Genomic DNA, 20,526 nt, shown 5'->3' with positions numbered 1-20,526 from the left:
CGCATCCCCCGATTCGATCTACCCTCCCCCCATCCGGGCCGCTCGCACCGGACGTGAAAGCCGCGAGCCTGCCGGGCGCGATCCACCGGCCGTGACAGACGGACCGCAGACACCCATCACGTATGGGCGGCTGCGAGCCGTCCACCGGCCGAAAGGAAACCACGGTGAGCAACTTCGCCAAGGTCCGCCCCCTCGGCTACCGCAAGGGCCGCGCCGCATCCGGTGAGGACCCGAGCAAGCGGTACCCGATCTACGCGATCAAGGGCGGCGCCCCGACCTTGCTGGAGCAGCGCGACGAGGTCGCCCGGCTCCTCGCCGACCCGAACTACGACGGCGACATCGACGAACTCCTGGCACGGGCCGACCAGGTCAGTGCGCAGATCGAGCAGGCCAACGCCCGTGCTGCCCGACTCCGAGCCCTTCAGGGCGCCGTGCCCCCGGGGGATCCGCAGCCCAACCCCAGCCAGCGCCAGCAGCCAGGCATGGGCCCCGACGAGGACGGCAACCCGGACCCCGTCACCGTGGCCGAAGCGTTCGTTCGGTCCGCTGCGCTCCAGACGTTCCGCGAGCGCGGCTTCCGAGGCGAGTCCGGCGCGGTCGAGTTCCGCGCGGCCCCGGCCGGCACCGTCACCACGGGCACACAGCCGCAGCAGAACACCCGGGTACCCGGGATCATCCCGCAGAACCCGGACATGCCGCTGCTCATCGCGAGCCTGATCGATAGGCAGTCCAGCGATGGCACCACGCTGGAGTACATGCGGGACACATCCGGCCCGCAGTCGTCGTGGAACAACGCGGCCGTCGTTGCGGAAGGCGGGGACAAGCCGAAGAGCGGCCCGTTCTCCTTCGACCTGATCAGCACCAGTCTCAAGACCGTCGCCCACTGGGTACCGATCACGCGGCAGGCCGCTGACGACAACAGCCAGCTGATGGGCTACATCAACGGGAGGCTGACGTACGGCCTGGAGTACAAGCTCGACCGCGAGATCCTCACCGGCAATGGCACGTCGCAGATGCAGGGGATTCTCACGACCTCGGGCATTGGCACCTACCAGCCGCCGTCGGGCAACACGGACCCGAAGCTCATCACCGTTCGCAAGGCGAAGACCCAGGGCGAGCTGGCCCTGTACCCGCCGGACGCGATCGTGATGAACCCGCTCGACTGGCAGGACATCGAGCTGGACACCGACGCGAACGGCCAGTTCCGCGTCATCACCACGGTGACCGACTCCGGTGCGCCGATGCGGATCTGGGGCCTGACCGTCGTCACCTCGGTCGCGATGGCCAGCGGCACCGCCCTGCTCGGCGGTTTCCGCATGGGCGCGACGCTGTGGGAGCGGCAGGGGATCACGATCCTCATGACCGACTCGCACGCGGAGCTGTTCACCGCGAACACGCTGGTGGTCCTCGCGGAGCGTCGGGCGAACGTCGCGGTGCACACGCCCGCAGCGTTCGTGAAGATCACGTTTGCGGCGCTGCCGTAGTGGGCGCCGTCGTCAAGCAGGTGACGCTGACGAAGAGCAGCGCCGCCCGTGTCGAGAACCAGGACACCGAGGTGATCCGCGTCATCGGGTCCGCTCCGGCCCTGATGGACGGCTCGACGAAGCCGGTCGTCAACAACTCCTCGGCTGCACCCACGCAAGCCGAGTTCAACGCCCTGCTGGCCGCGCTCCGTACGCGCGGCGTCATCGGAGGTGCCTGACATGGCAGCACAGAAGGCGGCGACTCCCGCCGAGGTCGAGCAGCCCGAGGTCGACGAGCAGCCCAACGTGGCGATCGTCTCCACCCGCCAGTACACCGGAGGCGAGGCGTGGGCGGTCGGCCGGCAGGCGCCGGACGACGCGTACCGGGCGCTCGACGCGGCGGGGACCGGTGAGCCCACGGGACCGGTCGTGCACACGCACCCCGGCGGCTACGCCCGGCAGATCGCCGTCAAGGGCGCGCTGATCACCGAGGGCGTGAAGCGCGAGCTGGACGCCGCGCCGGCCGCCGAGAGCGCCGAGGGCTGACCGATGGCGTACTGCTCCCTGGCTGACGCGCGCGAGAAGGGCGTGACCGGCACCGATGCCGAGGTCGCGGCCTGGATCGCCGCTGCCCGGGAGCGGATCGACGCCTACACGCAGCAGCTCTTCGAACCAACTGACCTGGTGGTGGTGGCGGATGTCGGCGCGGGGGGACTGGTCATCCTCCCGCGCCGCGTCCGAACCGTCGCCTCGGTCAAGCCCGTCCTGGCGTCCGACGACGTCCCGTCGGTCCCGTCGTCTGCGTACCGGGTCACGTCGTCTGACGTGCTTGGACAGGTCGACGCCGTGCACCTGAGGCTGGGCGGCTGGGACGACCTGGTCGTCGGCGCCGAGTCGTACAACGGCGGCTGGGCAGGACTGTGGGACCGGTGGGGTGCGCGGCAGGTCGAGGTGACCGGCGTCTTCGGGTACGCCGAGGTGCCGCTCCTCGTCGCGCAGGCGTGCGCGCTGCTGGCCGCCGACGTCCAGGCGAAGGCTGCGCCGTCGGATGCGGACGCCGCGCAGGACCCGGGCCTCCAGGTGGACGACGAGGGCAACAACGTCGCCATCGAGAACACCGACGACGAGTCGTCGTCGACCGTCGACCCGTCGTCGTCTACCGGATCGACGCAGGTGGACGCCCTTCTCGCGGGCTATCTCAACCGGGGTCACACCTTGATCGGGGGCGTGTGATGGTGCGGGCGAGAGCGCGTGTCTCAACGCGGATGCGGGCCGAGGCGACGACGACGATCAACACCCGCGCGTACGAACGGGGCCTCCGGCGCTGGTTCGGCGGGATGTCGGACGACGTGAAGCGGGCCGTGGACCGGACCCGCATCGACGTGCAGAACGAGGCCCGCCGTCGCGCGCCGGTCGACACCGGCCGCCTGCGCTCCTCGATCGTCTCGCGCGCCGAGAGCAGCGGCCGGTCGGTCGGCTACGTCGTGGGGACGAACGTCAACTACGCGGCGGCGGTGGAGTACGGGACCGCGCCGCACGTCATCAAGCCGCGCAACAAGAAGGCCCTGTTCTGGCCCGGCGCCGCCCACCCGGTCGCGCAGGTCAACCACCCCGGCACCCGGCCGCAACCGTTCCTTCGTCCGGCGATCGAGCTGACGCCGATCTTCTGGCGGGCGCACGCCTCGCAGATCGGACGGCGCTGATGGCCGCCACGACGTCCGGCGCGATCAAGGCGTACCTGGAGGCGCGCGGCTTCGGCGTACCCGTGTTCAGAGACGGCCCCCGCCAGGGGCAAGGCGAGCCGTTCATCGTCGTCCAGGAGGGCATCCCCGCCGGACTCGACACGATCGCCAACGGTGACTTCGGGGACCCGAACGCCGAGATCAACATTGCCGAGACCGTCATCGTCGACCTCGTCCAGCGCGCCCGTGTCCAGACCGGCGCTGCCACCACGAAGGTCACCGAGCGGTACGGCCTCGCCGAGGCCATCGCGCACGCCCTCCACGGCTGCACCCTCTCCGCGCACCCCGCGAAGGTCACCGCCGTCCGCGTCCAGGACATCGACCGCATCCCCATCGAGGACAACCGCGTCCGCCACTCGATCACCATCACGGTCCGGCGGACCCTGCTGCGCGACGAGGTGGCCCCATGAGCGATCCCGTGTACCTCCCGATGGACCGCGACGAGGTGATCTCCTACCTCGCCCCGTCGTGGCCCCCGCGCCCCGACACCGCCTACCTCACCCTCCCCGAGGGGACCGTCACCGACGGCGCCGCGATCGTCTACCCGACCGCCGGCCGACCCGGCACGTGCTGGTGGGTCGTCGACTCCACGATCCCCACCCAAGCCGCCGGCGTCCCGGACGAGGCGCTCGCCGAGCTGCTGCCGGGCTCGGTGCTGGGCGTCGTCCCCGGCGACCTGGCAGACACCCCGCCCCCGAGCTGAGCCGAACCCCGGCACCAGGAAGGACAACCCGATGGCCATCTCCCGAGTGACCAAGCTGTACGCGGTGGAGGACTGCAAGATCTTCCCGCTGCTCTCCGACCCGGACGGCGGCACGCCGTCGTACGCCGCGGGCATCGACGTGCCCGGCATCAAGTCGCTGGAGATCTCCGGTGACGTGGAGGTCAAGGAACTGCGCGGCGACAACGGACTCCTCGACAGCGACTCCTCGATCTCCAACATCACCGTGTCGTGGCCGCACGCCAAGCTGTCGCTGGACGTGCTGGTCGCGCTGATGGAGAGCACGGTCACCGACGCCGGTACCACGCCGTCGCAGACGACGAAGTGGAAGCTGAAGAAGGGCGCCAAGCCGAAGCCCTTCAAGATCGAGGCCAAGACCCCGACGAGTGGCGGTGACCTCGTCGGCGGCGACGTGCACTTCGCGCTGCTGAAGTGCGTCATGTCCGGATTCCCCGGCCTCGGTCTTGCCGAGGAGGACTACAAGACCCCGGAGAACGAAGCGCGCGCCGTGCCGCTGATCAGCACCGGCGACTGGATCGACGTGACGATCAACGAGACCGCCACCGCGATCGCGACGGCCGCAACGCCGTGACCCCGTGCGGGCGCGTCCATCGCTCAGCGCGCCCGTACGGTCCCCTCCCCATCCGCAGGCCGAAGCCCGGCACTCACATAGGGACCCACCACCATGACCACTGGCCTTGACCTCCTCGCCGAGGGCGGCACCGTCACCCTCACCGACGGCACCGAAGTACCGCTCCGCTACTCCTTCCGCGCGCTCGCGCTCCTCGAAGCGAAGTTCGGCTCGGTCGGCGCCGTGCAGTCCGCGATCGACTCGACCGGACAGGGCGCCGCGTTCGGCCCGCTCTCCCAGATTATCGGTGCGGGCACAGTCGGCCCCGGCGGCTTCGAGCCCCACATCCGCGAGTACCAGGACGCCAAGGGCGAGCGCCGCATCCAGGACATCGTCTACCGGCGGCGCGCGGACGGCGTGATGCTCGACGACCTCCTCGACCCCGGACGCCTCGACGAATACACCCGCGCCTTCACGGCCGCGCTCAGCCGCGCGCTGGAGTCCCGGAGCCGGGGAAACGCCCCGACCCCGGTGGAGACGTTGCCTTCCCCTGGGGACAGTTCCTCTACCTCGCCGTCGGTGCCCTTCACATTCCTCCCGGCGACTTCTGGGGCATGACGCTCAGCCAGCTCATGACGCTGGCCGACGAGCACCAGGCCGCCCACCAGACCGGCGGCCGACGTGAGACCGAACCTGCTGACGGCGCCTCGCTCCTGGGGTTCGCCGCGATGCACCGCAAGTAACCGCCGAGGAGGTGAGCCGTGGCCAACGACATCAACTTGCCGAACTTGGTGTCGCACCTCCAGGTCAACCTGGACGGTGTGTCCGGTGCGGTCTCGGACGCCTCCACGCAGGGCTCCTCGATGGGCGCGGCCCTGGGGCGGGGAGTCAACCGCGAGCTGGACCGGCTGCTCCGCAACCTCCCCCAGGTAGAGATTGACGGGAACTCCGATCCCCTCGACCGCGACCTCGTCCGCATTCACCGCGAGCTGGCCCAGCTGGACTCGCAGCGCATCGGCGTCGACATCTCGATCGACGACGCGGTCCGGCAGATGGAGCGCCTCCAGGCGCACATGCAGCGGATTAGCGACGAGCACCCGCGGGTCGAGGTGCGGGCCGCAACGCAGCAGGCAACGGCCCAGCTCTCTGCCGTACTGGCTGCGGCGCGGCACGTGGACGACACGGACGTCGATGTCGACGTGAACGTGCGCGTCGACGAGGACCGCGTCCGGGGCATGGACCGGCTGACTGGGATCCTCGGACGCCTCGGCGGCATGGCCGGATCGCTCGGCGGGGTCGCCGGGGCGGTCGGCAAGGTCACGGCGGCGGTCGGCGCCGCGCTGCCGCTCCTCGCAGGTGCGTCGGCTGTGGTCGCGGAGATCGTGCCTGCGTCCGGTCTCGCGGCGACGGGGCTCGTGTCGGTGGCGCTCGCGGCCGGCGCGGTGAAGCTGGCGACGGCGGGCATGGGCGACGCGCTGTCGGCGGCGCTCGATCCGAGCAAGGCGACGGAGTTCGACAAGGCGCTGAAGGAGCTGGCCCCCAGCGCGCGGGAGTTCGCGCTCGCCGTGCGGGACGCTGGCCCAGCGCTGCGGGATCTCCAGAAGGACGTTCAGCAGGAGTTCTTCGACGGGCTCGGCGATCGGCTGGAGCGTACGGGCAAGTCGGTGTTGCCGGTGCTGCGGACGAACCTCCTGTCGACGGCGGGCGCGCTGCGGGGGATGGCGGTCGGGACGCTGGACGCGGCCAAGGGGCTGGCGGACAGCGGCACGCTGGGGAAGGCGCTCGGCTCAGCCAGCAAGGGCCTGAAGAACCTCAGCGGCATTCCCGGCCTGCTGGTCACCGGGCTGGGCCAAGTCGCGGCTGCGGCGGGGCCGTCCTTCGACCGGCTGACCGCGAAGGCCGGTGACGCGGCTACCCGCATCGGTGCTCGGCTCGGAGCAGCGTTTGAGTCGGGGAGCCTGGAGCAGGCGATCGACCAGGCGATCGGCCTGCTGGGGACGCTGGCCGACGTCGGCGGCAACGTCGCCCAGATCGTCGGCAACCTCTTCGCTGCGGGCCCTGGCGGGGGCGCGTTCCTCGGCATCCTCCAGGACATCACCGGGGAGATCGCGAAGGTCACCGCATCAGTCCCGGCCCAAAACGGGCTAAGCGCCCTGTTTCAGACCATGGCCACGCTCGGAGCCACGGCCGCTCCGCTGCTCGGGCAGGCCCTGGCTGCGGTCGCCCCCGTGCTGACCGCCCTCGGTCCCCCTGCGCAGACCCTGATCCGCGCGCTCGGCGCCGGGCTCCAGCCGATCATCACCGCACTCGGTCCCGTGTTGGTACAGGCGGCTGCCGCCGTGGGGGTGCTGGTCGACGCGGCGTCACCGCTCCTGCCCGTCATCGGACAGCTTGCTGCCGCGCTCCTACCCGCACTAACGCCGCTTCTGGTTGCCTGTCAGACGGTTTTCCAGGCGCTCGCCCCCGTGATCGATCAGGTCGCGACGATCTTGCAGGGAGCGCTTGCCCCCATCCTGGCGCAGCTCCCGAAGATCATCGATCCACTCGCCCAGCTCCTGACCGGGCAACTGATCTTCGCGCTGACCAACATGGGCGATCTCCTGATCGACCTCGCCCCCAGCTTCGTGCAACTTGGGGTCGCGGGCGGTGAACTTCTAGCCGCGCTCGCCCCGTTGCTCCAAGCTGCGGCCCAGCTTGCTGCCCTACTGATGGCCCAGCTCGCCCCCGCGATCGGGCCCATCCTGTCCGGCGTCGGCCAGCTCGCCGCGCTCTTCGCGACGGGCCTGACTGTCGTGATCCGTACCGTCGTCGCCCCCGCGCTCCAGGCCCTGACTGCGCTCCTGCGGGGTGACGTGTCGGGCGCCATGGACGGGGTCAAGAAGGCCGTCTCGGGGATGGTGTCCATCGCGATCAGCCTCTTCGTGAGCTTGCCCGTGAAGCTGGCTACGGCGCTCGCGCCGTTGGCCGGGCGGCTGATGACGGCGGCCGGTGCCGCGCACGATCGGATGATCAGCACCATCCGCACCAAGCTCGGCGAGGCGGCGTCCCTCGTTGCTACGCTGCCGGGTCGCGCGGCGTCGGCGCTCGGGAATCTCGGCGGACGGTTGGCCAGCGCGGGCGCGTCGCTGATCTCCGGATTCATCAGCGGCATCAAATCGAAGATCGCCGACGTGCAGTCCACTCTGTCGGGCCTGACCAGCAAACTCACGGACTGGAAGGGGCCGAAGGAGAAGGACGCGAAGATCCTCACCCCTGCGGGCAGGTTGCTGATCGAGGGGTTCATCAAGGGGATCGACGGCACCACGGCGCAGCTGCGGTCCAAGCTCAGCTCGATCACGAAGGCGCTCCCCGCCAACGTGCGGAGCGGGTACGGGAAGGTGCTGGCGAAGGCGACCGCCGAGCTTCAGGCGCAGGTGACCCGAAGGGACGGCGTCCTCAAGCAGCTCGCCGCAGCACAGAAGAGGCTGGACGACCTGGTGAAGGCCCGCGCGAAGGCGGCGGGGGACATCACGTCGGGGATCCTCGACGAGGCCAACATCACCACGGGGCGCGGCGACGTCAACTCGGTGACCGCAATCACGGTCGGGCTCCAGCAGGCACTGAAGAAGAGCACCGAGTTCCAGGCGAACATCGCTGCGCTGAAGAAGTCGGGTCTCCGCGCGGACCTCCTCCAGCAGATCGCCGATGCCGGGGTGGCCGGGGGCGCGGCGACGGCCGCCGCACTCGCCAAGGCAACGCCCGCGCAGGTGAAGCAGATCAACGACCTCCAGGCGCAGTTGGCGAAGAGCGCGACGGCGACCGGCGCGACGGTCGGCGACGCCCTGTACGGCGCAGGCATTCGCGCGGCTCAGGGACTTGTCGCCGGGCTGAAGAGCCAGGAGCGCGCCATCGAGGCGCAGATGAGGCGGATCGCCGAGCAGATGCTGAAGACCGTCAAGACCGTCCACAAGACCCGCAGCCCATCCCGGGCCTTCCATGCGATCGGCGTCATGGACGGCGAGGGCCTGCGCGGCGGCATCCTCGCCTCGGTCGCCCGCGTCCGGGACGCGGCGCGCTCGATGGCCGGGGCCGCGCTCGATGTCGGCGCTCGCGCGATCGCGTCGACTCCGACGGCCGGGCAACTCGCGGCGGTGTACGGCGGCGGGGGCAGCGGCGGAGACCAGCACAACACCTTCAACCTGTACGGCTCCGAAGCGAGCCCGGACGGCATCCTGCGCGCGCTGTCGTGGCAGGGACTAGTCGGGGGGCGGTGACGATGGCGCAGCAGCGACTCGGCAACGTGCAGTGGGGCGACCTGACCTTCGGGCCCGGCACGCCGTACGCAGTCACCGCCGTGGAGGGGCTGGACGACCTCCCGGACATTCGCGCCGAGGACGTGGAGCGACCGGGCCAGCACGGCGACTACACGGGCCCCGACTACACCGCAGCGCGCACGATCCAGTTGAAGCTGGGCGTTCGCGGGGACAGCCCGGACGATCTCCGCGCACTGACCCTTGCGCTGCGCAACGCGACGCAGCCGCAGGCGCAGCCCGCCATGCTCCAGTTCGTCGATCAGGGGACGCTCGTCTACGGCAAGGTTCGGAGGCGCAGCCTGCCGTACGACGCCGAGGCGCTGTGGCGGATCGGGGATGCGGCGATCGAGTGGTACTGCGCCGACCCCTACCTGTACGGACTGGAGGAGCGCTCGGAGTCGACGACCGCGTACAGCCCTTCTGCCGGCCGGACGTACCCGATGGCCTATCCGCGGTCGTACGGGAGCGCGGGGACGTCGGGGCGGCTGACGGCGGTCAACGGCGGCGCAAGCGCGGCGTATCCGGTGCTGCGCCTTGACGGGCCGGTGTCCGATCCGGCGGTGGAGCAGGTGACGGCTGGCGGCATCCTCCAGCTCGATGCGGATCTCCAGGCCGGGGAGTTCGTGCTGATCGACACCCGGTCGCGGGCGGTCCTCTACATGGGGACGGCTCCGCGTAGGGCGTGGGTGCGCGCCGGCTCGGTGTGGCCCCTGCTCGCGCCCGGATCGAACGAACTCGCCTACCGGGGCTCGGCGTTGCCGGGCTCCCCCGGGCAAGAGTCCCTGCTCACCGTCACCTGGCGCGACACCAGCCTGTAAGAGAGGAGGCGGCCCTATGGCCGTGATCAACCCCCCAGCGTGGTTGCAGGCCGGGAACTACCCGGCCCGCAACGACCGGCTGGCCCTGACGGGCTTGATGTCGTACTCGGGGTTCAGCTTCGACGAGGCGACCCCGCTGCGGATTCGACAGGGCGTGAAGCCCAGCTACCAGAACTATCAGCTCAAGGTGCGCGCGGCGTCGACTCCGAACATGACCGTCATCGTGTCCGGCGGCGTGTGCTTCATCGACCAGCACGACACGGGGGGCGTCGGCACCTACATCTGTGCGAACGATGGCGACGTCACCCTCACCGTGCAGCCCGCTGGCGGGGCCGGGCAGTACCGGAAGGACTGTGTGGTGGCCTCGGTGTACGACGCCGAGTACTCGGGCTCGGCGTCGGAGTGGCGCCTTGAGGTGATCCAGGGTGCGTACGCGGCGAGCGCGGGGGCGACGGTACGACCCGCCCTGCCGAGCAACGCGCAACTCCTCGCGGACCTCGCAATCGGACCGTCGCAGACCAGCGTGACCAATGCCAACATCGGCGACGTCCGCATTTACTCCGTCGCCGCAGGCGGCATCGTGCCGATCCTGTCGACCGTCGACATGGACCGCCCGGCCCCCGGCCAGGTGCGGTACAGGACCGACACGGACACCTTCGTGTACGGCAAGGGCGACGGGACGACGGGCCAACTCCTCTCCTCGGCGGGATCGCCGTGGCTGACCGCGTACAAGTCGGCGGACGAGTCCGTGAGTAACGCGACCCTCCAGGACGACGACCACTTGTTCGTCAGCCTCGCGGCCAACGCGACGTACCTGATCGACGGGCTGTTCATCTACACCGGGCAGACGTTCGCGGCTGGCCCCGGTGACCTCCGCGCGGTGTGGAGCATCCCTGCGGGCAGCACCCTGCGGTGGTCGCGGAACGGCCCGTCACAGAACGCCGCGACCGGCATGGACATCGTCTCGACCGACGAGAGCACCGTGCGCCTTCTCGGCACCTTCGGTGGCGGCACCGACGTGTCCGCGCATCCGAAAGGCCGGATCACTACGGCGGGCACCGCTGGCCTGTTGAGGTTGAGGTGGGCGCAGGGAACTACGAACGCGGCGCAGGCCACGATCATGCGGGCCGGGTCGTGGCTGCGCGTGCAGAGGATCGCCTAATGACCGCGCCCGCCGACTTCGCTTCGGCGCTGCTGGCCGGTCCGACGGGGACCGCGCAGCACACGTACACGTACCTGTTCTGCGACCTGCGCACGGACACGTTGCTCGCTGAACTCCCGATGTCCGACGTCTCCTACAGCTGCGAACTGAACGCCGTCGGGACGCTCACGGGGACCATCCCGTACTCGACGGAGACGCTGCCGCTCGATCCGGAGACCGCATCCACCCCGGCCCGCACGGTGGTGTACGTCGACCGCGACGGGGTGATCGTCTGGGCCGGGATCGTGTGGACGCGCACGTCCGCACGGGGCGGGAAGCAGATCCAGGCAGCCGAGCTGCTGAGCTACTTTCAGCACCGGTACGTGAAGCGCACCCTCAGCACGGACACGTCGCTGCTCATTGACCCCACGTACGTCGGCACCACCTCCACGTCGCAGAGGCTCTACCCGGACCAGAAGCACATCGTGTGGAGCCTGCTGCGGTACGCGCGAGATCAGGCCGGCGGGGACATCCCCCTCGACCTCAACACGCTGACGGGCTCGGGCCACGGTGTAACGCGGACGATGACGTACTTCGGGTACGAGCGACCCGAGATCTACAAGGCGATCGCCGAACTGGCGGCGGCCGACGACGGGTTCGACTTCGGGATCGACGTCGGATGGACCTCCCCAGCGAACAACAACCCGCCGGTCCGTTACCGCAGGGCCAGAACGTGGTTTCCCCGGCGGGGCCGTACGGCGGCGCAGAGCGGCTTGGTCTTCAGCAAGGGCGGCGGGTTCGGGTCGATCCTGTCGTACGACTGGCCCGAGGACGGCACGTCGCTCGTCACGGAGATGTCCGGGCTGGGGGCCGGGACGGGCGAGGCTCGGATCGTACGGACGGCGTCGGCGGACGACATGATCGCTTCGGGGTGGCCGCTCCTGGAGGGCGTGGCGTCGTACGACGGGGTGATCGACGAGGCGCAGGTGCAGGGGCTGACGTCGTCGGCGCTGACTGCCCAGTCGCAAGCGCAGGTGCAGCCGGTCTTCGAGGTGTCTGCGGACACCGACCCGGAGTTCGGTAGCTACAGCGTGGGGGACGAGGCGCTGTTCGTCATCGACCCCGAGCCCCAGTCCCCACACGGCCGTGAGGCAGTGCTGCGGATCGTCCGCATCGAGAACACCGCAGCGGCCGGGCCCGAGCGGGTCCGTCTTACCTGTGTGGGGGCGTGATGCCGCAGACAGCGCAGACCCCGGGCCTGCTCCAGCGGATCGCCCGCCTGGAGTCCGAAGTCGCCGCGCTGCGGCGGGCGGGGTGGGAGCGGGACGAGATGCCGTTCTACCCGACGTCGCTGCATGGGGTGGCGTACGAAGACGCCACCGCCTTCACCACGTTGTGGGAAGGGATCCTCAGCCCGCGGACCGCCAGCCTCGCCCTCGGGCTGGTGTTCATCGGGGACCAAGTCGGGGCGACCAACAGCGGCGGGGCGTGGCAGGTGTTGTTCAACGACACCACCGTCGTCGCCAGCGGTTCGGTACCCGCGACGTTCTCCTTCTCCTTCCCTGCGGTCGTCCTCGACCTCACCCCGTACCGCGCCATGCAGCAGCTCAAGGTGCAGATCGAAGTCCGGCGAACCTCGGGCGCGACGACTGGCGGGAAGTTCGGCGGGGGCGGCTGCATCGGCGGCGCCCCCACATACGCACGGCTCATCTGACGAAGGGAACACCATGCCCAAGACCGGACCCCAGCTCTACCCGGGAGCCAGCCAGCAGTACCGCTACCAGGGGAAGTACGGCGGAAGCCCGATGGAAGTCAACGTCGTCGTCCTCCACACGACGGAGGGCCGGACGCTGCCGGACTACGGCGGCGGTGCGAGCGCTCCGACGCTCACCGCCGTGCCGGACTTCACCGCAGGGAAGCTGCGGTGGTTCCAGCACTTCGACGTCGATGTCTCCGCGCGCGCTCTCGTCAACCTGAAGGGCGGGGTGGAGACGAACACGAACAACGTCGCACAGGTCGAACTGGTCGGCACCTGCGACCCGGCGACCCGAGCCGAGTGGGTGAAGGCGGGGAAGCGGCAGAACGTCAACTTCATCTACTGGCCCGAGGCGCCGGAGTGGGCGCTCTTCGACCTCGCTCAGTTCCTCAGGTGGATGCACACCCAGCACGGGGTGCCCCTGACCGGCCCGGCGTCGTGGCCTGCGTACCCGGGGTCGTACGGCGCGGCCAAGGCGCGGATGTCGTACGAGCAGTGGAACAAGTTCCGGGGAGTGTGCGGGCACATGCACGTTCCGGAGAACACCCACGGCGACCCGGGCTCGATCAACTTCTCCCGCCTCATAGCCCTCGCGAAGGGCGCCACCCCCACGTCCGAGGAGGACACCGACATGGCCACTGCCAAGGAGATCGCCGCCGAAGTTTGGAAGCACCCGATCCCGAACCGCTTCCGCAAGGACGCGGCGGGCAAGCCCACGCCGACGGCCGCCAGCACGTTCCTGGAGTACGGCGACGCGCACTACGACGCGCTCGCCGCCAGGCTCGACAGCCTCACCACGGCTGTCGAGAAGCTGACTGCGGCCCTCGCCGCGAAGGGAGCCTGACCCATGTCCGACGCGGCGAAGCGCACCGCGCGCACGATCCTCCAGACAGGCCTCGGTATCGCGGCCGTCCTCCCCGCAGTCGTCTCCGCGTCCGGAATCCCGGCCGCGCTGCCGTGGGTGGCCGGCGCGCTCGCCGTCGCGGGTGGGACGACCCGGGTCATGGCGCTGCCCGGCGTCCAGGCGCTCCTCCCGGGCTGGCTCCGTACGGACGAGGGCGAGGGTGGTAGATGACGGCGGAGGCGACGACCGGTGTGGCGAGCGTCGACATGATGGTGGCGTGGGCCGTCGGGATCACCGCGCTCGGCGCGCTGGCGGCCCTGCTGTGGCGACTGCTGCGGGCGGTCCTACGGATCGCGGACCTGGTCGACGAGATCAGGGAAGACTGGCTCGGCGCCCCCGAACGGCCAGGAGTACCGGCCCGGCCGGGGGTGATGGTCCGCCTCGGCGAGCACGACGAGCGCCTCACGGATCACGAGACCCGGATCACGAGAGTCGAGACCCGGATACCTGACGGCACGTGACTGCGGCCCCCGCGCTCCTTCGGGAGAGCGGGGGCCGCTTCGTCATGTCCGAGGCTGGACAGCGCGGCGGGCCCGCGCAATCACAGCGTGCGCGTCCGCCCCGTAGACCGCCGACTCCCGCAGAGTTCGCCAGATTCTCAGGTAGGTGGCGAGGGAATCCGCGTCATTCAGCCACAGCTCGGCGTGCCAGTCCTCGGTGATCACGAGCCGCTCATCGAAGATCCAGAAACCGTTGGCGGCAGGGATCTTGAGTGAGGCACTGAGCGGAATAATCCCCAACTCCACCGTGTCCATGCCGATCACACCCACCAGGCGATCGAGTTGCGCGACCATGACGGAGGGGGAGCAGATCAGTGCGTGGAGAGCCGCTTCCCACATCAGAACGTGCAACCGATGCCGACCGTCGTACAGCCACTTCTGGCGTAGATCGCGGGCACGAACAGCTTCCTCGGTGTCGCGCGTCGACCCAAAAAGCTCGGCGTAGCGAATGAAGATCGCGCGGGCGTAGTCGGGGGTTTGGAGCATGCCGGGGATGACTGCCTCTTCCCAGGCGTAGATGACAGTGGACCGCTCCACCTCCAGGTTCCAACTGTCCTGCACCGGGCGGTGGCCCGCCGCGAGCTGACGGCGCCAGGAGCGGATGTGTGACTCGAAGCCCCGTAGCCGTGCTTCCAACTCGTCGTAGACGTTGGGGGCTTCGACGGCGTCCGCCCAGGCGCGGAGGTCAGCGGCGGTCGCCGTCTGCTGGCCGTTCTCCAGCTTGTAGATCTTCGAGTGCGGCCACCCGAGCCGCTGGGCAAGTCGTGGTCCGGTGAGCCGACCTCCAGGCGCCGACAGCCGTAGTTCCCTGAGGCGGATACCGAGGGCTTCTCGGGCCTGCTGGAAGTCGGTGCTCACCGGGCGCGGTTACCCCTTCGTGTGGAGCTGGGCCCCGAACTCGTCGTACGGGATGGACGCGTGGACCGCGGCGTCACGGACCTGGCAGTACCGCAGCACCTCGGCAGGCTCGGTGATCACCTCGATGTCGAGGAGGACATCGTCGTCGTCGAACCGTAGAACAGCGACGAGTCGGCTGTCGAAGATCCAGAAGTCTTCGTTCGGAAGGTGAACCCGTGCGGCGTCGTCGCGCCAGATGCTGCGGACGTCCTCGCCGGTCGCCGCGTTGCACTCTGCGTAGCTGAGGAGGAACAACTGCCCTTCGGTGGGCGGGTTGTCGACGACGCGGACGCGGCCGATGCGCTTGCCCTGCGAGGTCTGTTCCCGGATGTTCACGCACCACTCGCTGTCGAGATCCATCGGGGTGGTGCCGGTTTCCAGGAAGGCTGCGTAGGAGGAGTCCTCGCGGTCGGACGCGTACCCACGCCGGGTCTCCAGGTGCCAGGCCGAATGCTCGATGTGGTGGAAAAGCTGGCCGAACTCTTCGAGGGTGATGAGCTTGGGCACGCGGTCCATCTCCTTGGGGCCGTGGTTGACCAGGAGTTCCCGAGGGACGAGCACTGCGACTTCGCCGGGACTGAGGTGTTGGAGCTGGGCAATGTCGTCGGGGTCGGTGAGGGGCTTGCCCTGTACGACGATCTCCTTCGAGTCGATGTCCTCGTGCAAGGCCGGGCATCCGCCGTGCTTGCTGTCGGTCCCGTTGAACCGCAGGCGTCGGGCCATGTGGTGCCTCCCTGGGAGTAGTTGGAGTTCCCGCGTCTTCAGCATGGCCCCGGTAGCGGGGCAGTCATGCAGAGTCACGCCCACTATTCGAGACCATCTGAGAACATCCGGCTACCCATCGAGAACATTCGAGAACATAGCGTGGTGCCTGTCAACAGGCGCTTCGTACGGTGCTGTTCATGGCCTCTGCTCCTGCAACTACGCCCGCCGTCGATCCGTTCTCAGCCGTGGAGGTACTTCGCACGGCGCTGGACCGCGCCGGGATCGTGCTGCCGTCGCTCGGAGTAGACCCCGGCTCGCCGAGTCTCGGGCTCGTGGAACTCGGCCGTATCCGGGCGGATGTGGCCCTCCGACTCGCGTACGCACTCCAGCAAGGGGAGCCCGCAGCATGACCGACACCAGTCCTCCGCCTGACACACCCGCCGCCGGCGTCGTGGTTTCCGCCGACCCCACGCCTCCCAAGGTCCCCGGTCTCCTCCCGGCCTCCGCCGTCGGCGCCGACCGGGACCGCGAGCGGGCGATCCGAGGGTGGCTCGCGAGCGCCCATCGCAAGACCGAGCAGGCACACACCGACTGGGCAAGGAACGGAGTTTCCCTTCTTCCCCTCGGCCGCCCGTTCTCCGCCGTACGCATCCCCGGAAGCCTCATCCACCTCGTCAGCGGCAGCACGGACCACAAGCCCGTGGCCGCCCTCCTGGCGAAGGAACTGCGCGGTCCTGTCATCCACGACCGGCACGAGATCGGGGTGTCGTACTACGCCCTCGTCCCGGCCGAGGATCTCAAGTGGCCCTACCCCGAAGCCCCGTACCTCACGAGCGGCACGACTGACTCCTGGCTGGGAGTGCCGGACATCAGCCGCACCCGGCCTCCGGGGAACCACTGGACGGTGCCGCCGCGCTTCGTCGGCGACCTCTGCCGGATCGAGCGCGTCGCTGGCTTCATCCTCCGGGGCCTCCCCGTCCTCCGCGCCCACGAGGAAACCCTTGAGGAGGCCCGTAAGAAAAAGGCAGAGGAGGCGGGTCAGTGAGGACGTCCGAGACGACGTGTTCCCCTGAGCCGTTCGACCTGTCGGTGGACGGGCCCCCTGTCGAGCCGGTCCCCGGCTGCGAGCGCTGCGCCGAGCTGGCCGGACTGCGCGAGGACGCTCTCCGGGCGTGGGACGGCTCCCGCGCGTCGGACTACGCCGTCATGATCCGCACCCACGCCACCGGCCACACCGGCACCCCGTGACCCCCGTACTCTCCCGTGACGGCGGCGGCGCCGGACGGTAGAGCACGGGTACGACGGCCGCCCGCTTCGTCCCCCACGGCGGGGGCGGCCAGGCCCGCCGCCGCGCGTACCCCCGTGCGCCGGCGGCGGGTCACCCCAGCGACCCTCTCTGATGCCCCCCAGGCGGTAGAGAGGGTCACGGAGCCCCGACCCAGACCGGGTCGGGGCTCCCGCTTGTCGCCCTACAGGAGAAGAATCGCTCCCTGAGGCACCCTCGTAACCATGCTTCGCAGGTCAGAGCCTGTGTGCTTTGGACTAGTGGTCGACGAAGCACCAGGCGCCGACCATCCTGCGGCCCAGGTTCGGCAGCAGGCGGCGGACCTCGGTGGACCCGCCGAGCTGGACCCGGCGGGGGGTGAGGAGTTCGCGTACCGGTTCCGCTACGACGAATCCCCGGCCGCCGCAGACGGCGGGGGCCGGGGCCCGATCTAGGTTGCTCATGGGGTCAACCTAGCCCCGTGGGGCGGGTCTTGTCCGGCGACTTCGCCGGGATGGTAGCCATGGACATAGTAGCCATGTACGGTATCGATCCATGAGCACCGGGAACGAGCAGGCGACGCACGGCTCGCTGGTCTGGCGCCTCGCGGGCAAGTGGCGGGTCGCGGTGGACCGCGCGCTGGCTCCGCTGGGTCTCACGCACGCGCAGTACGTCGTCCTGGCCTCGCTGCACGGGATGCGGCGGGCGGGGGTACGGCCCAGCCAGCGCCGGCTCGCCGACCGGACGGGGCTCGAAGCGCTGTACGTCTCCAAGCTGGCGCGGGCGCTGGAGTCCGCCGGGCTGCTCTCACGGGAGAAGGACCCCCGCGATCCCCGGGCCATGCGGCTCACCCTCACGGAGGAGGGGAGCGCGGTGACCCGGCGGGCCATCGGAGTGGTGCAGAGTCTGCTGGACCAGATGCTGGCGCCGCTGGGAGGGCAGGACAGCCCGCGGGCTACGGCCTTCGCGGACGACCTGCGGCTGCTGCTGGAGACACCCCTGACCCTTGACACCCCCGCTCGACCCCACGACGACACCGCTCGACCTCACGACATCACTCGGGAGACGTCATGACCACTGTCAACGGCCGCATCATCGGCCTCGCCCACCACGCCGGACGCGCGGTCGCCGAGCGGGTCCTCGACCGGCACCAGCTCGGCTTCCTCGACCACCTCGCGCTGCGCGCCGCGCTCGCCGCCGACGGCCCCTTCCGGCCGGACGACATCGCGGACCAGCTCACCATCGACCTCAAGAACGACTTCGACGTGTCGAAGGAGGCGGTGACGCATCTCGCCGCGCGGGGGCTGCTGGAGTTCTTCGACGGGCCCCGCCTCCTGCGGCCGACCGATGCCGGGCGCGAGCTCTTCGCGGCGGCCAGCGCGGAGATCGCGGAGGCGTCGGCGCGGATCTACGCCGGGCTCACGGAGGAGGAGCTGGCGGTCGCGGGGCGGGTGCTGGAGGTGGTGACGCAGCGCGCGAACGCCGAACTGGCGCAGCTGGACCTGTAGATGACGCGGGGCCCGGTTCCGCGAGAGGAACCGGGCCCCGTACGTGTCGTCAGGCCGCCGTCTTCTTCCTGCGGTGCGCGATCTCCCCCAGCACCACGTCCACCACGATGAACCCGGCGAGCGGAATCCCCAGCAGCGGAACGAAGTAGCCCAGCGCCGCGATCAGCGCCATCCCCGGTACGAGAACGTACGGCGGGACCTCCGCCCACGCACCCCTCGGGATCGGCCGCCCGAACGCCCTGCCCCGCCCCCGCTGCCACCACATCCGGTAGCCCAGCAGGATCATCGTGACCAGCGCGAGCGCCAGCAGCGCCAGCGCGATCTGGTTGACCAGGCCGAAGAGGATGCCGGTGTGCAGGTCGATGCCCCAGCGGGTCAGCTTCGCCAGCACCGGGTAGTCCGCGAACCGCACCGTGTCCGTGACCTGTCCCGTCCCCGGGTCCACGGCCACCGCGTCCTGCTTCTCCGGCCAGCTGCGCTGGATCTGCCGGACCACGTACGCCGACTCCGCGTCGGCCGGCGGCACGATCTCCACGGGGTCGCCGAGCCCCTTCGCCCGCGCCGCCGCGAGGACCTTGTCCAGGCCGACGCCGTGCTCGCCCGTGCCGCCCGCCGCCGAGGCGGAGCCGTGTCCGGCGTGCTCGCCGCCCGACGCCGCCGACGACACCGACGGGGTCGTCTGGCCGAGGGACGTGCGCAGTTGCGTGACGCTCTCGCCCGCGTACTTCGACCAGGTGAGGCCGGTCGCGGACAGGAACACGAAGCCGAGCGCCACCCAGACGCCCAGCGCGCCGTGCAGGCCCAGGGTGCGGCGGCGGCCACTCGTACCGCGCACCTTCCGCAGCGCCCTGCGCCGCGAGAACCACAGCACGATGCCGCCCAGCGCGATCACCCACAGCCAGCTCGCCGCGAACTCGCTGTACAGGCGGCCGTTCTCACCCAGCCTCAGATCCCGGTGGAACTCGTCGATCCAGGTGCGCACCGGGAGGGCGCCCGTCGAGCCGTACTGCTCCAGGTCGCCCTTCACCTTCGCCGTGTAGGGGTCCACGAACACGGCGAGCGTGTGCGTGGCCTCGACGCCCGGCACGCCGGACAGCAGGACGCGGGTCGTCGCGTCGTCCTTCGGCGAGGGCCTGACCGCCGAGACCGTGCCCTCCGGGTGCGCCTTGCGCGCCGCCGCGACCTGCTCCGATATGGGGAGCTTCGACTCGCCCACCGGGACGGTGAGTTCATCGGCGTACACGATCTTCTCCACCTGGAACGAGGCGGCGTAGAGAAGGCCGGTCAGCGCGGAGACGAGCAGGAACGGGGCGACCAGGATTCCGGCGTAGAAGTGCAGCCGCAGGACGAGCGGACGCAGCGGCGCCCACGGGCCCCGCTTCTTCGGCGCCGGGTCCGCTGTCGGGGCGTCGTCCGTGGTGATCGGGGGAGCGGTGGACATCGGCGGCGTTCTCCGGGGGCTGGGGACGGGGACGGTCAGCTGTTGCGGTTCAGTAGTCGGGGAAAGGCGGCGCCGAGTTCCCGCCGATTTCAGTGACCTACGTCACACCCTGTCGCCCGCGTGGCATCCTGACCCGATGACACCCCCGAACACCCCCCTCACGGACCGGATCGAGCAACTCCTCGCCACGGACGGCCCGTTGCCGATCGTCGCGGCGGGCGACCCGGTCCTGCGCGCCGGCACACCCCGGTACGAGGGCCAGCTCGCCCCCTCCCTGCTGGCCCGCTTCATCGAGGCCCTCCGCACCACGATGCACGCGGCCCCCGGAGTGGGCCTCGCCGCCCCCCAGGTCGGCGTCCCCCTGCGCATCGCGGTGATCGAGGACCCGGCGACGGTCCCGGAGGAGATCAAGGCGGCGCGGAGCCGTGCCCCCCAGCCGTTCCGGGTCCTGGTCAACCCCTCGTACGAAGGGGTGGGCCCCGGACGGGCCGCGTTCTACGAGGGCTGCCTCAGCGTCCCCGGCTACCAGGCGGTCGTCGCCCGCCACGCCGAGGTCCGGCTCAAGGGCGAGGACGAGACGGGCCGGATCGTCGACGAGGTCTTCTCGGGCTGGGCCGCGCGGATCGTCCAGCACGAGACGGACCACCTGGACGGCGGGCTGTACCTGGACCGGGCCGAGCTGCGGTCGCTGGCCGCGAACGAGGTGCTGGCGCAGAGGTGGGGCCAGGGGACGCCGAGGGAGGCGGCGGAGGGGCTGGGGTTCGCGTTGTCCTAAGAGGCCCGCTCCAGGGGGTGCCGCGAAC

Annotated in this window: 27 protein-coding genes and 1 pseudogene; 24 read left to right on the top strand and 4 right to left on the bottom strand. The window is 70.2% G+C overall.

Annotated features, from left to right (window positions below; translation table 11 throughout):
* Positions 1-164 precede the first annotated feature (164 nt).
* From AOK24_RS02190 to AOK24_RS02110, 18 genes are all read left to right on the top strand, one after another.
* On the top strand, positions 165-1,484 hold the full coding sequence (locus AOK24_RS02190) for a phage major capsid protein (RefSeq protein ID WP_159051769.1): 1,320 nt from the start codon (positions 165-167) through the stop codon (positions 1,482-1,484).
* Positions 1,484-1,702, top strand: coding sequence for a hypothetical protein (locus AOK24_RS02185; RefSeq protein WP_055718332.1), 219 nt, complete (start codon positions 1,484-1,486; stop codon positions 1,700-1,702). The genes AOK24_RS02190 and AOK24_RS02185 overlap by 1 nt, the downstream gene beginning before the upstream one ends.
* A 1-nt stretch (position 1,703) precedes the next feature.
* A complete protein-coding gene (locus AOK24_RS02180; RefSeq protein WP_055718331.1) occupies positions 1,704-2,009 on the top strand; it encodes a hypothetical protein in 306 nt (101 codons plus the stop codon).
* A 3-nt stretch (positions 2,010-2,012) separates the two neighbouring features.
* Positions 2,013-2,696, top strand: coding sequence for a hypothetical protein (locus AOK24_RS02175; RefSeq protein ID WP_055718330.1), 684 nt, complete (start codon positions 2,013-2,015; stop codon positions 2,694-2,696).
* 32 nt (positions 2,697-2,728) lie between these two features.
* Complete coding sequence (locus AOK24_RS02170; RefSeq protein ID WP_055718329.1) at positions 2,729-3,166, top strand: HK97-gp10 family putative phage morphogenesis protein; 438 nt, start codon at positions 2,729-2,731, stop codon at positions 3,164-3,166.
* A complete protein-coding gene (locus AOK24_RS02165) occupies positions 3,166-3,615 on the top strand; it encodes a hypothetical protein (protein ID WP_055718328.1) in 450 nt (149 codons plus the stop codon). Before AOK24_RS02170 ends, AOK24_RS02165 begins: the two co-directional genes overlap by 1 nt.
* A complete protein-coding gene (locus AOK24_RS02160) occupies positions 3,612-3,908 on the top strand; it encodes a hypothetical protein (RefSeq protein ID WP_055718327.1) in 297 nt (98 codons plus the stop codon). Before AOK24_RS02165 ends, AOK24_RS02160 begins: the two co-directional genes overlap by 4 nt.
* 31 nt (positions 3,909-3,939) lie before the next feature.
* Complete coding sequence (locus tag AOK24_RS02155; RefSeq protein WP_055718326.1) at positions 3,940-4,518, top strand: hypothetical protein; 579 nt, start codon at positions 3,940-3,942, stop codon at positions 4,516-4,518.
* Positions 4,519-4,611: 93 nt separating this feature from the next.
* Positions 4,612-5,115, top strand: coding sequence for a hypothetical protein (locus AOK24_RS50155; RefSeq protein WP_055718325.1), 504 nt, complete (start codon positions 4,612-4,614; stop codon positions 5,113-5,115).
* A complete protein-coding gene (locus tag AOK24_RS52200; RefSeq protein ID WP_420876645.1) occupies positions 5,088-5,240 on the top strand; it encodes a hypothetical protein in 153 nt (50 codons plus the stop codon). Before AOK24_RS50155 ends, AOK24_RS52200 begins: the two co-directional genes overlap by 28 nt.
* An 18-nt stretch (positions 5,241-5,258) precedes the next feature.
* Positions 5,259-8,750 carry a hypothetical protein gene (locus AOK24_RS02145; protein WP_055718324.1) on the top strand — a complete coding sequence of 1,164 codons (3,492 nt, stop codon included), beginning with the start codon at positions 5,259-5,261 and terminating at the stop codon, positions 8,748-8,750.
* 2 nt (positions 8,751-8,752) lie between these two features.
* Entirely contained in the window at positions 8,753-9,607 is an 855-nt protein-coding gene (locus AOK24_RS02140; protein WP_063799372.1) for a phage distal tail protein, read from the top strand.
* Between the two features lie 16 nt (positions 9,608-9,623).
* Positions 9,624-10,769, top strand: a complete 1,146-nt coding sequence (locus AOK24_RS02135; protein ID WP_055718322.1) for a hypothetical protein — start codon at positions 9,624-9,626, stop codon at positions 10,767-10,769.
* Complete coding sequence (locus tag AOK24_RS02130) at positions 10,769-11,980, top strand: hypothetical protein (protein ID WP_055718321.1); 1,212 nt, start codon at positions 10,769-10,771, stop codon at positions 11,978-11,980. The genes AOK24_RS02135 and AOK24_RS02130 overlap by 1 nt, the downstream gene beginning before the upstream one ends.
* Positions 11,980-12,462, top strand: a complete 483-nt coding sequence (locus tag AOK24_RS02125; RefSeq protein WP_055718320.1) for a hypothetical protein — start codon at positions 11,980-11,982, stop codon at positions 12,460-12,462. The genes AOK24_RS02130 and AOK24_RS02125 overlap by 1 nt, the downstream gene beginning before the upstream one ends.
* A 13-nt stretch (positions 12,463-12,475) precedes the next feature.
* Entirely contained in the window at positions 12,476-13,348 is an 873-nt protein-coding gene (locus tag AOK24_RS02120; RefSeq protein ID WP_055718319.1) for a hypothetical protein, read from the top strand.
* A gap of 3 nt (positions 13,349-13,351) precedes the next feature.
* Positions 13,352-13,579: a hypothetical protein gene (locus AOK24_RS02115; protein ID WP_055718318.1), complete on the top strand. Its 228-nt coding sequence runs from the start codon at positions 13,352-13,354 to the stop codon at positions 13,577-13,579.
* Entirely contained in the window at positions 13,576-13,869 is a 294-nt protein-coding gene (locus tag AOK24_RS02110) for a hypothetical protein (RefSeq protein WP_055718317.1), read from the top strand. Before AOK24_RS02115 ends, AOK24_RS02110 begins: the two co-directional genes overlap by 4 nt.
* Positions 13,870-13,911: 42 nt before the next feature.
* On the opposite strand, the gene AOK24_RS02105 is transcribed toward AOK24_RS02110, so the two are convergent.
* Together AOK24_RS02105 and AOK24_RS02100 are read right to left on the bottom strand one after the other, a co-directional pair.
* Positions 13,912-14,766 carry a helix-turn-helix domain-containing protein gene (locus tag AOK24_RS02105; RefSeq protein ID WP_055718316.1) on the bottom strand — a complete coding sequence of 285 codons (855 nt, stop codon included), beginning with the start codon at positions 14,764-14,766 and terminating at the stop codon, positions 13,912-13,914.
* A gap of 9 nt (positions 14,767-14,775) precedes the next feature.
* The gene (locus AOK24_RS02100; RefSeq protein WP_055718315.1) at positions 14,776-15,528 is read right to left on the bottom strand and encodes a DUF6879 family protein; all 753 of its coding nucleotides are present in this window, start codon (positions 15,526-15,528) and stop codon (positions 14,776-14,778) included.
* Positions 15,529-15,707: 179 nt separating this feature from the next.
* Here AOK24_RS02100 and AOK24_RS45305 point away from each other — a divergent pair, with 179 nt between their 5' ends.
* Genes AOK24_RS45305 through AOK24_RS02090 form a run of 3 tightly spaced genes read left to right on the top strand, consistent with a single transcriptional unit; the run spans position 15,708 to position 16,758 of the window.
* A complete protein-coding gene (locus tag AOK24_RS45305; protein WP_079056636.1) occupies positions 15,708-15,920 on the top strand; it encodes a hypothetical protein in 213 nt (70 codons plus the stop codon).
* On the top strand, positions 15,917-16,555 hold the full coding sequence (locus AOK24_RS02095; protein WP_055718314.1) for a hypothetical protein: 639 nt from the start codon (positions 15,917-15,919) through the stop codon (positions 16,553-16,555). Before AOK24_RS45305 ends, AOK24_RS02095 begins: the two co-directional genes overlap by 4 nt.
* Entirely contained in the window at positions 16,552-16,758 is a 207-nt protein-coding gene (locus tag AOK24_RS02090; protein WP_055718313.1) for a hypothetical protein, read from the top strand. Before AOK24_RS02095 ends, AOK24_RS02090 begins: the two co-directional genes overlap by 4 nt.
* Positions 16,759-17,055: 297 nt before the next feature.
* Here the strand turns inward: AOK24_RS02090 and AOK24_RS02085 are convergent.
* Positions 17,056-17,238: pseudogene (locus tag AOK24_RS02085) on the bottom strand (pirin family protein); the annotation flags it as partial.
* Positions 17,239-17,329: 91 nt separating this feature from the next.
* Here AOK24_RS02085 and AOK24_RS02080 point away from each other — a divergent pair.
* Together AOK24_RS02080 and AOK24_RS02075 are read left to right on the top strand one after the other, a co-directional pair.
* Positions 17,330-17,848, top strand: a complete 519-nt coding sequence (locus AOK24_RS02080; RefSeq protein WP_055718311.1) for a MarR family winged helix-turn-helix transcriptional regulator — start codon at positions 17,330-17,332, stop codon at positions 17,846-17,848.
* Complete coding sequence (locus tag AOK24_RS02075; protein ID WP_055718310.1) at positions 17,845-18,282, top strand: helix-turn-helix domain-containing protein; 438 nt, start codon at positions 17,845-17,847, stop codon at positions 18,280-18,282. Before AOK24_RS02080 ends, AOK24_RS02075 begins: the two co-directional genes overlap by 4 nt.
* Before the next feature lie 49 nt (positions 18,283-18,331).
* On the opposite strand, the gene AOK24_RS02070 is transcribed toward AOK24_RS02075, so the two are convergent.
* A complete protein-coding gene (locus AOK24_RS02070; RefSeq protein WP_055718309.1) occupies positions 18,332-19,723 on the bottom strand; it encodes a PepSY-associated TM helix domain-containing protein in 1,392 nt (463 codons plus the stop codon).
* Between the two features lie 136 nt (positions 19,724-19,859).
* Here AOK24_RS02070 and AOK24_RS02065 point away from each other — a divergent pair, with 136 nt between their 5' ends.
* Complete coding sequence (locus AOK24_RS02065) at positions 19,860-20,498, top strand: peptide deformylase (RefSeq protein ID WP_055718308.1); 639 nt, start codon at positions 19,860-19,862, stop codon at positions 20,496-20,498.
* Positions 20,499-20,526 lie beyond the last annotated feature (28 nt).

The sequence above is a fragment of the Streptomyces niveiscabiei genome, from assembly GCF_001419795.1.
GTDB lineage: Bacteria > Actinomycetota > Actinomycetes > Streptomycetales > Streptomycetaceae > Streptomyces > Streptomyces niveiscabiei.
This window is presented reverse-complemented; position numbering and strand designations above follow the sequence as displayed.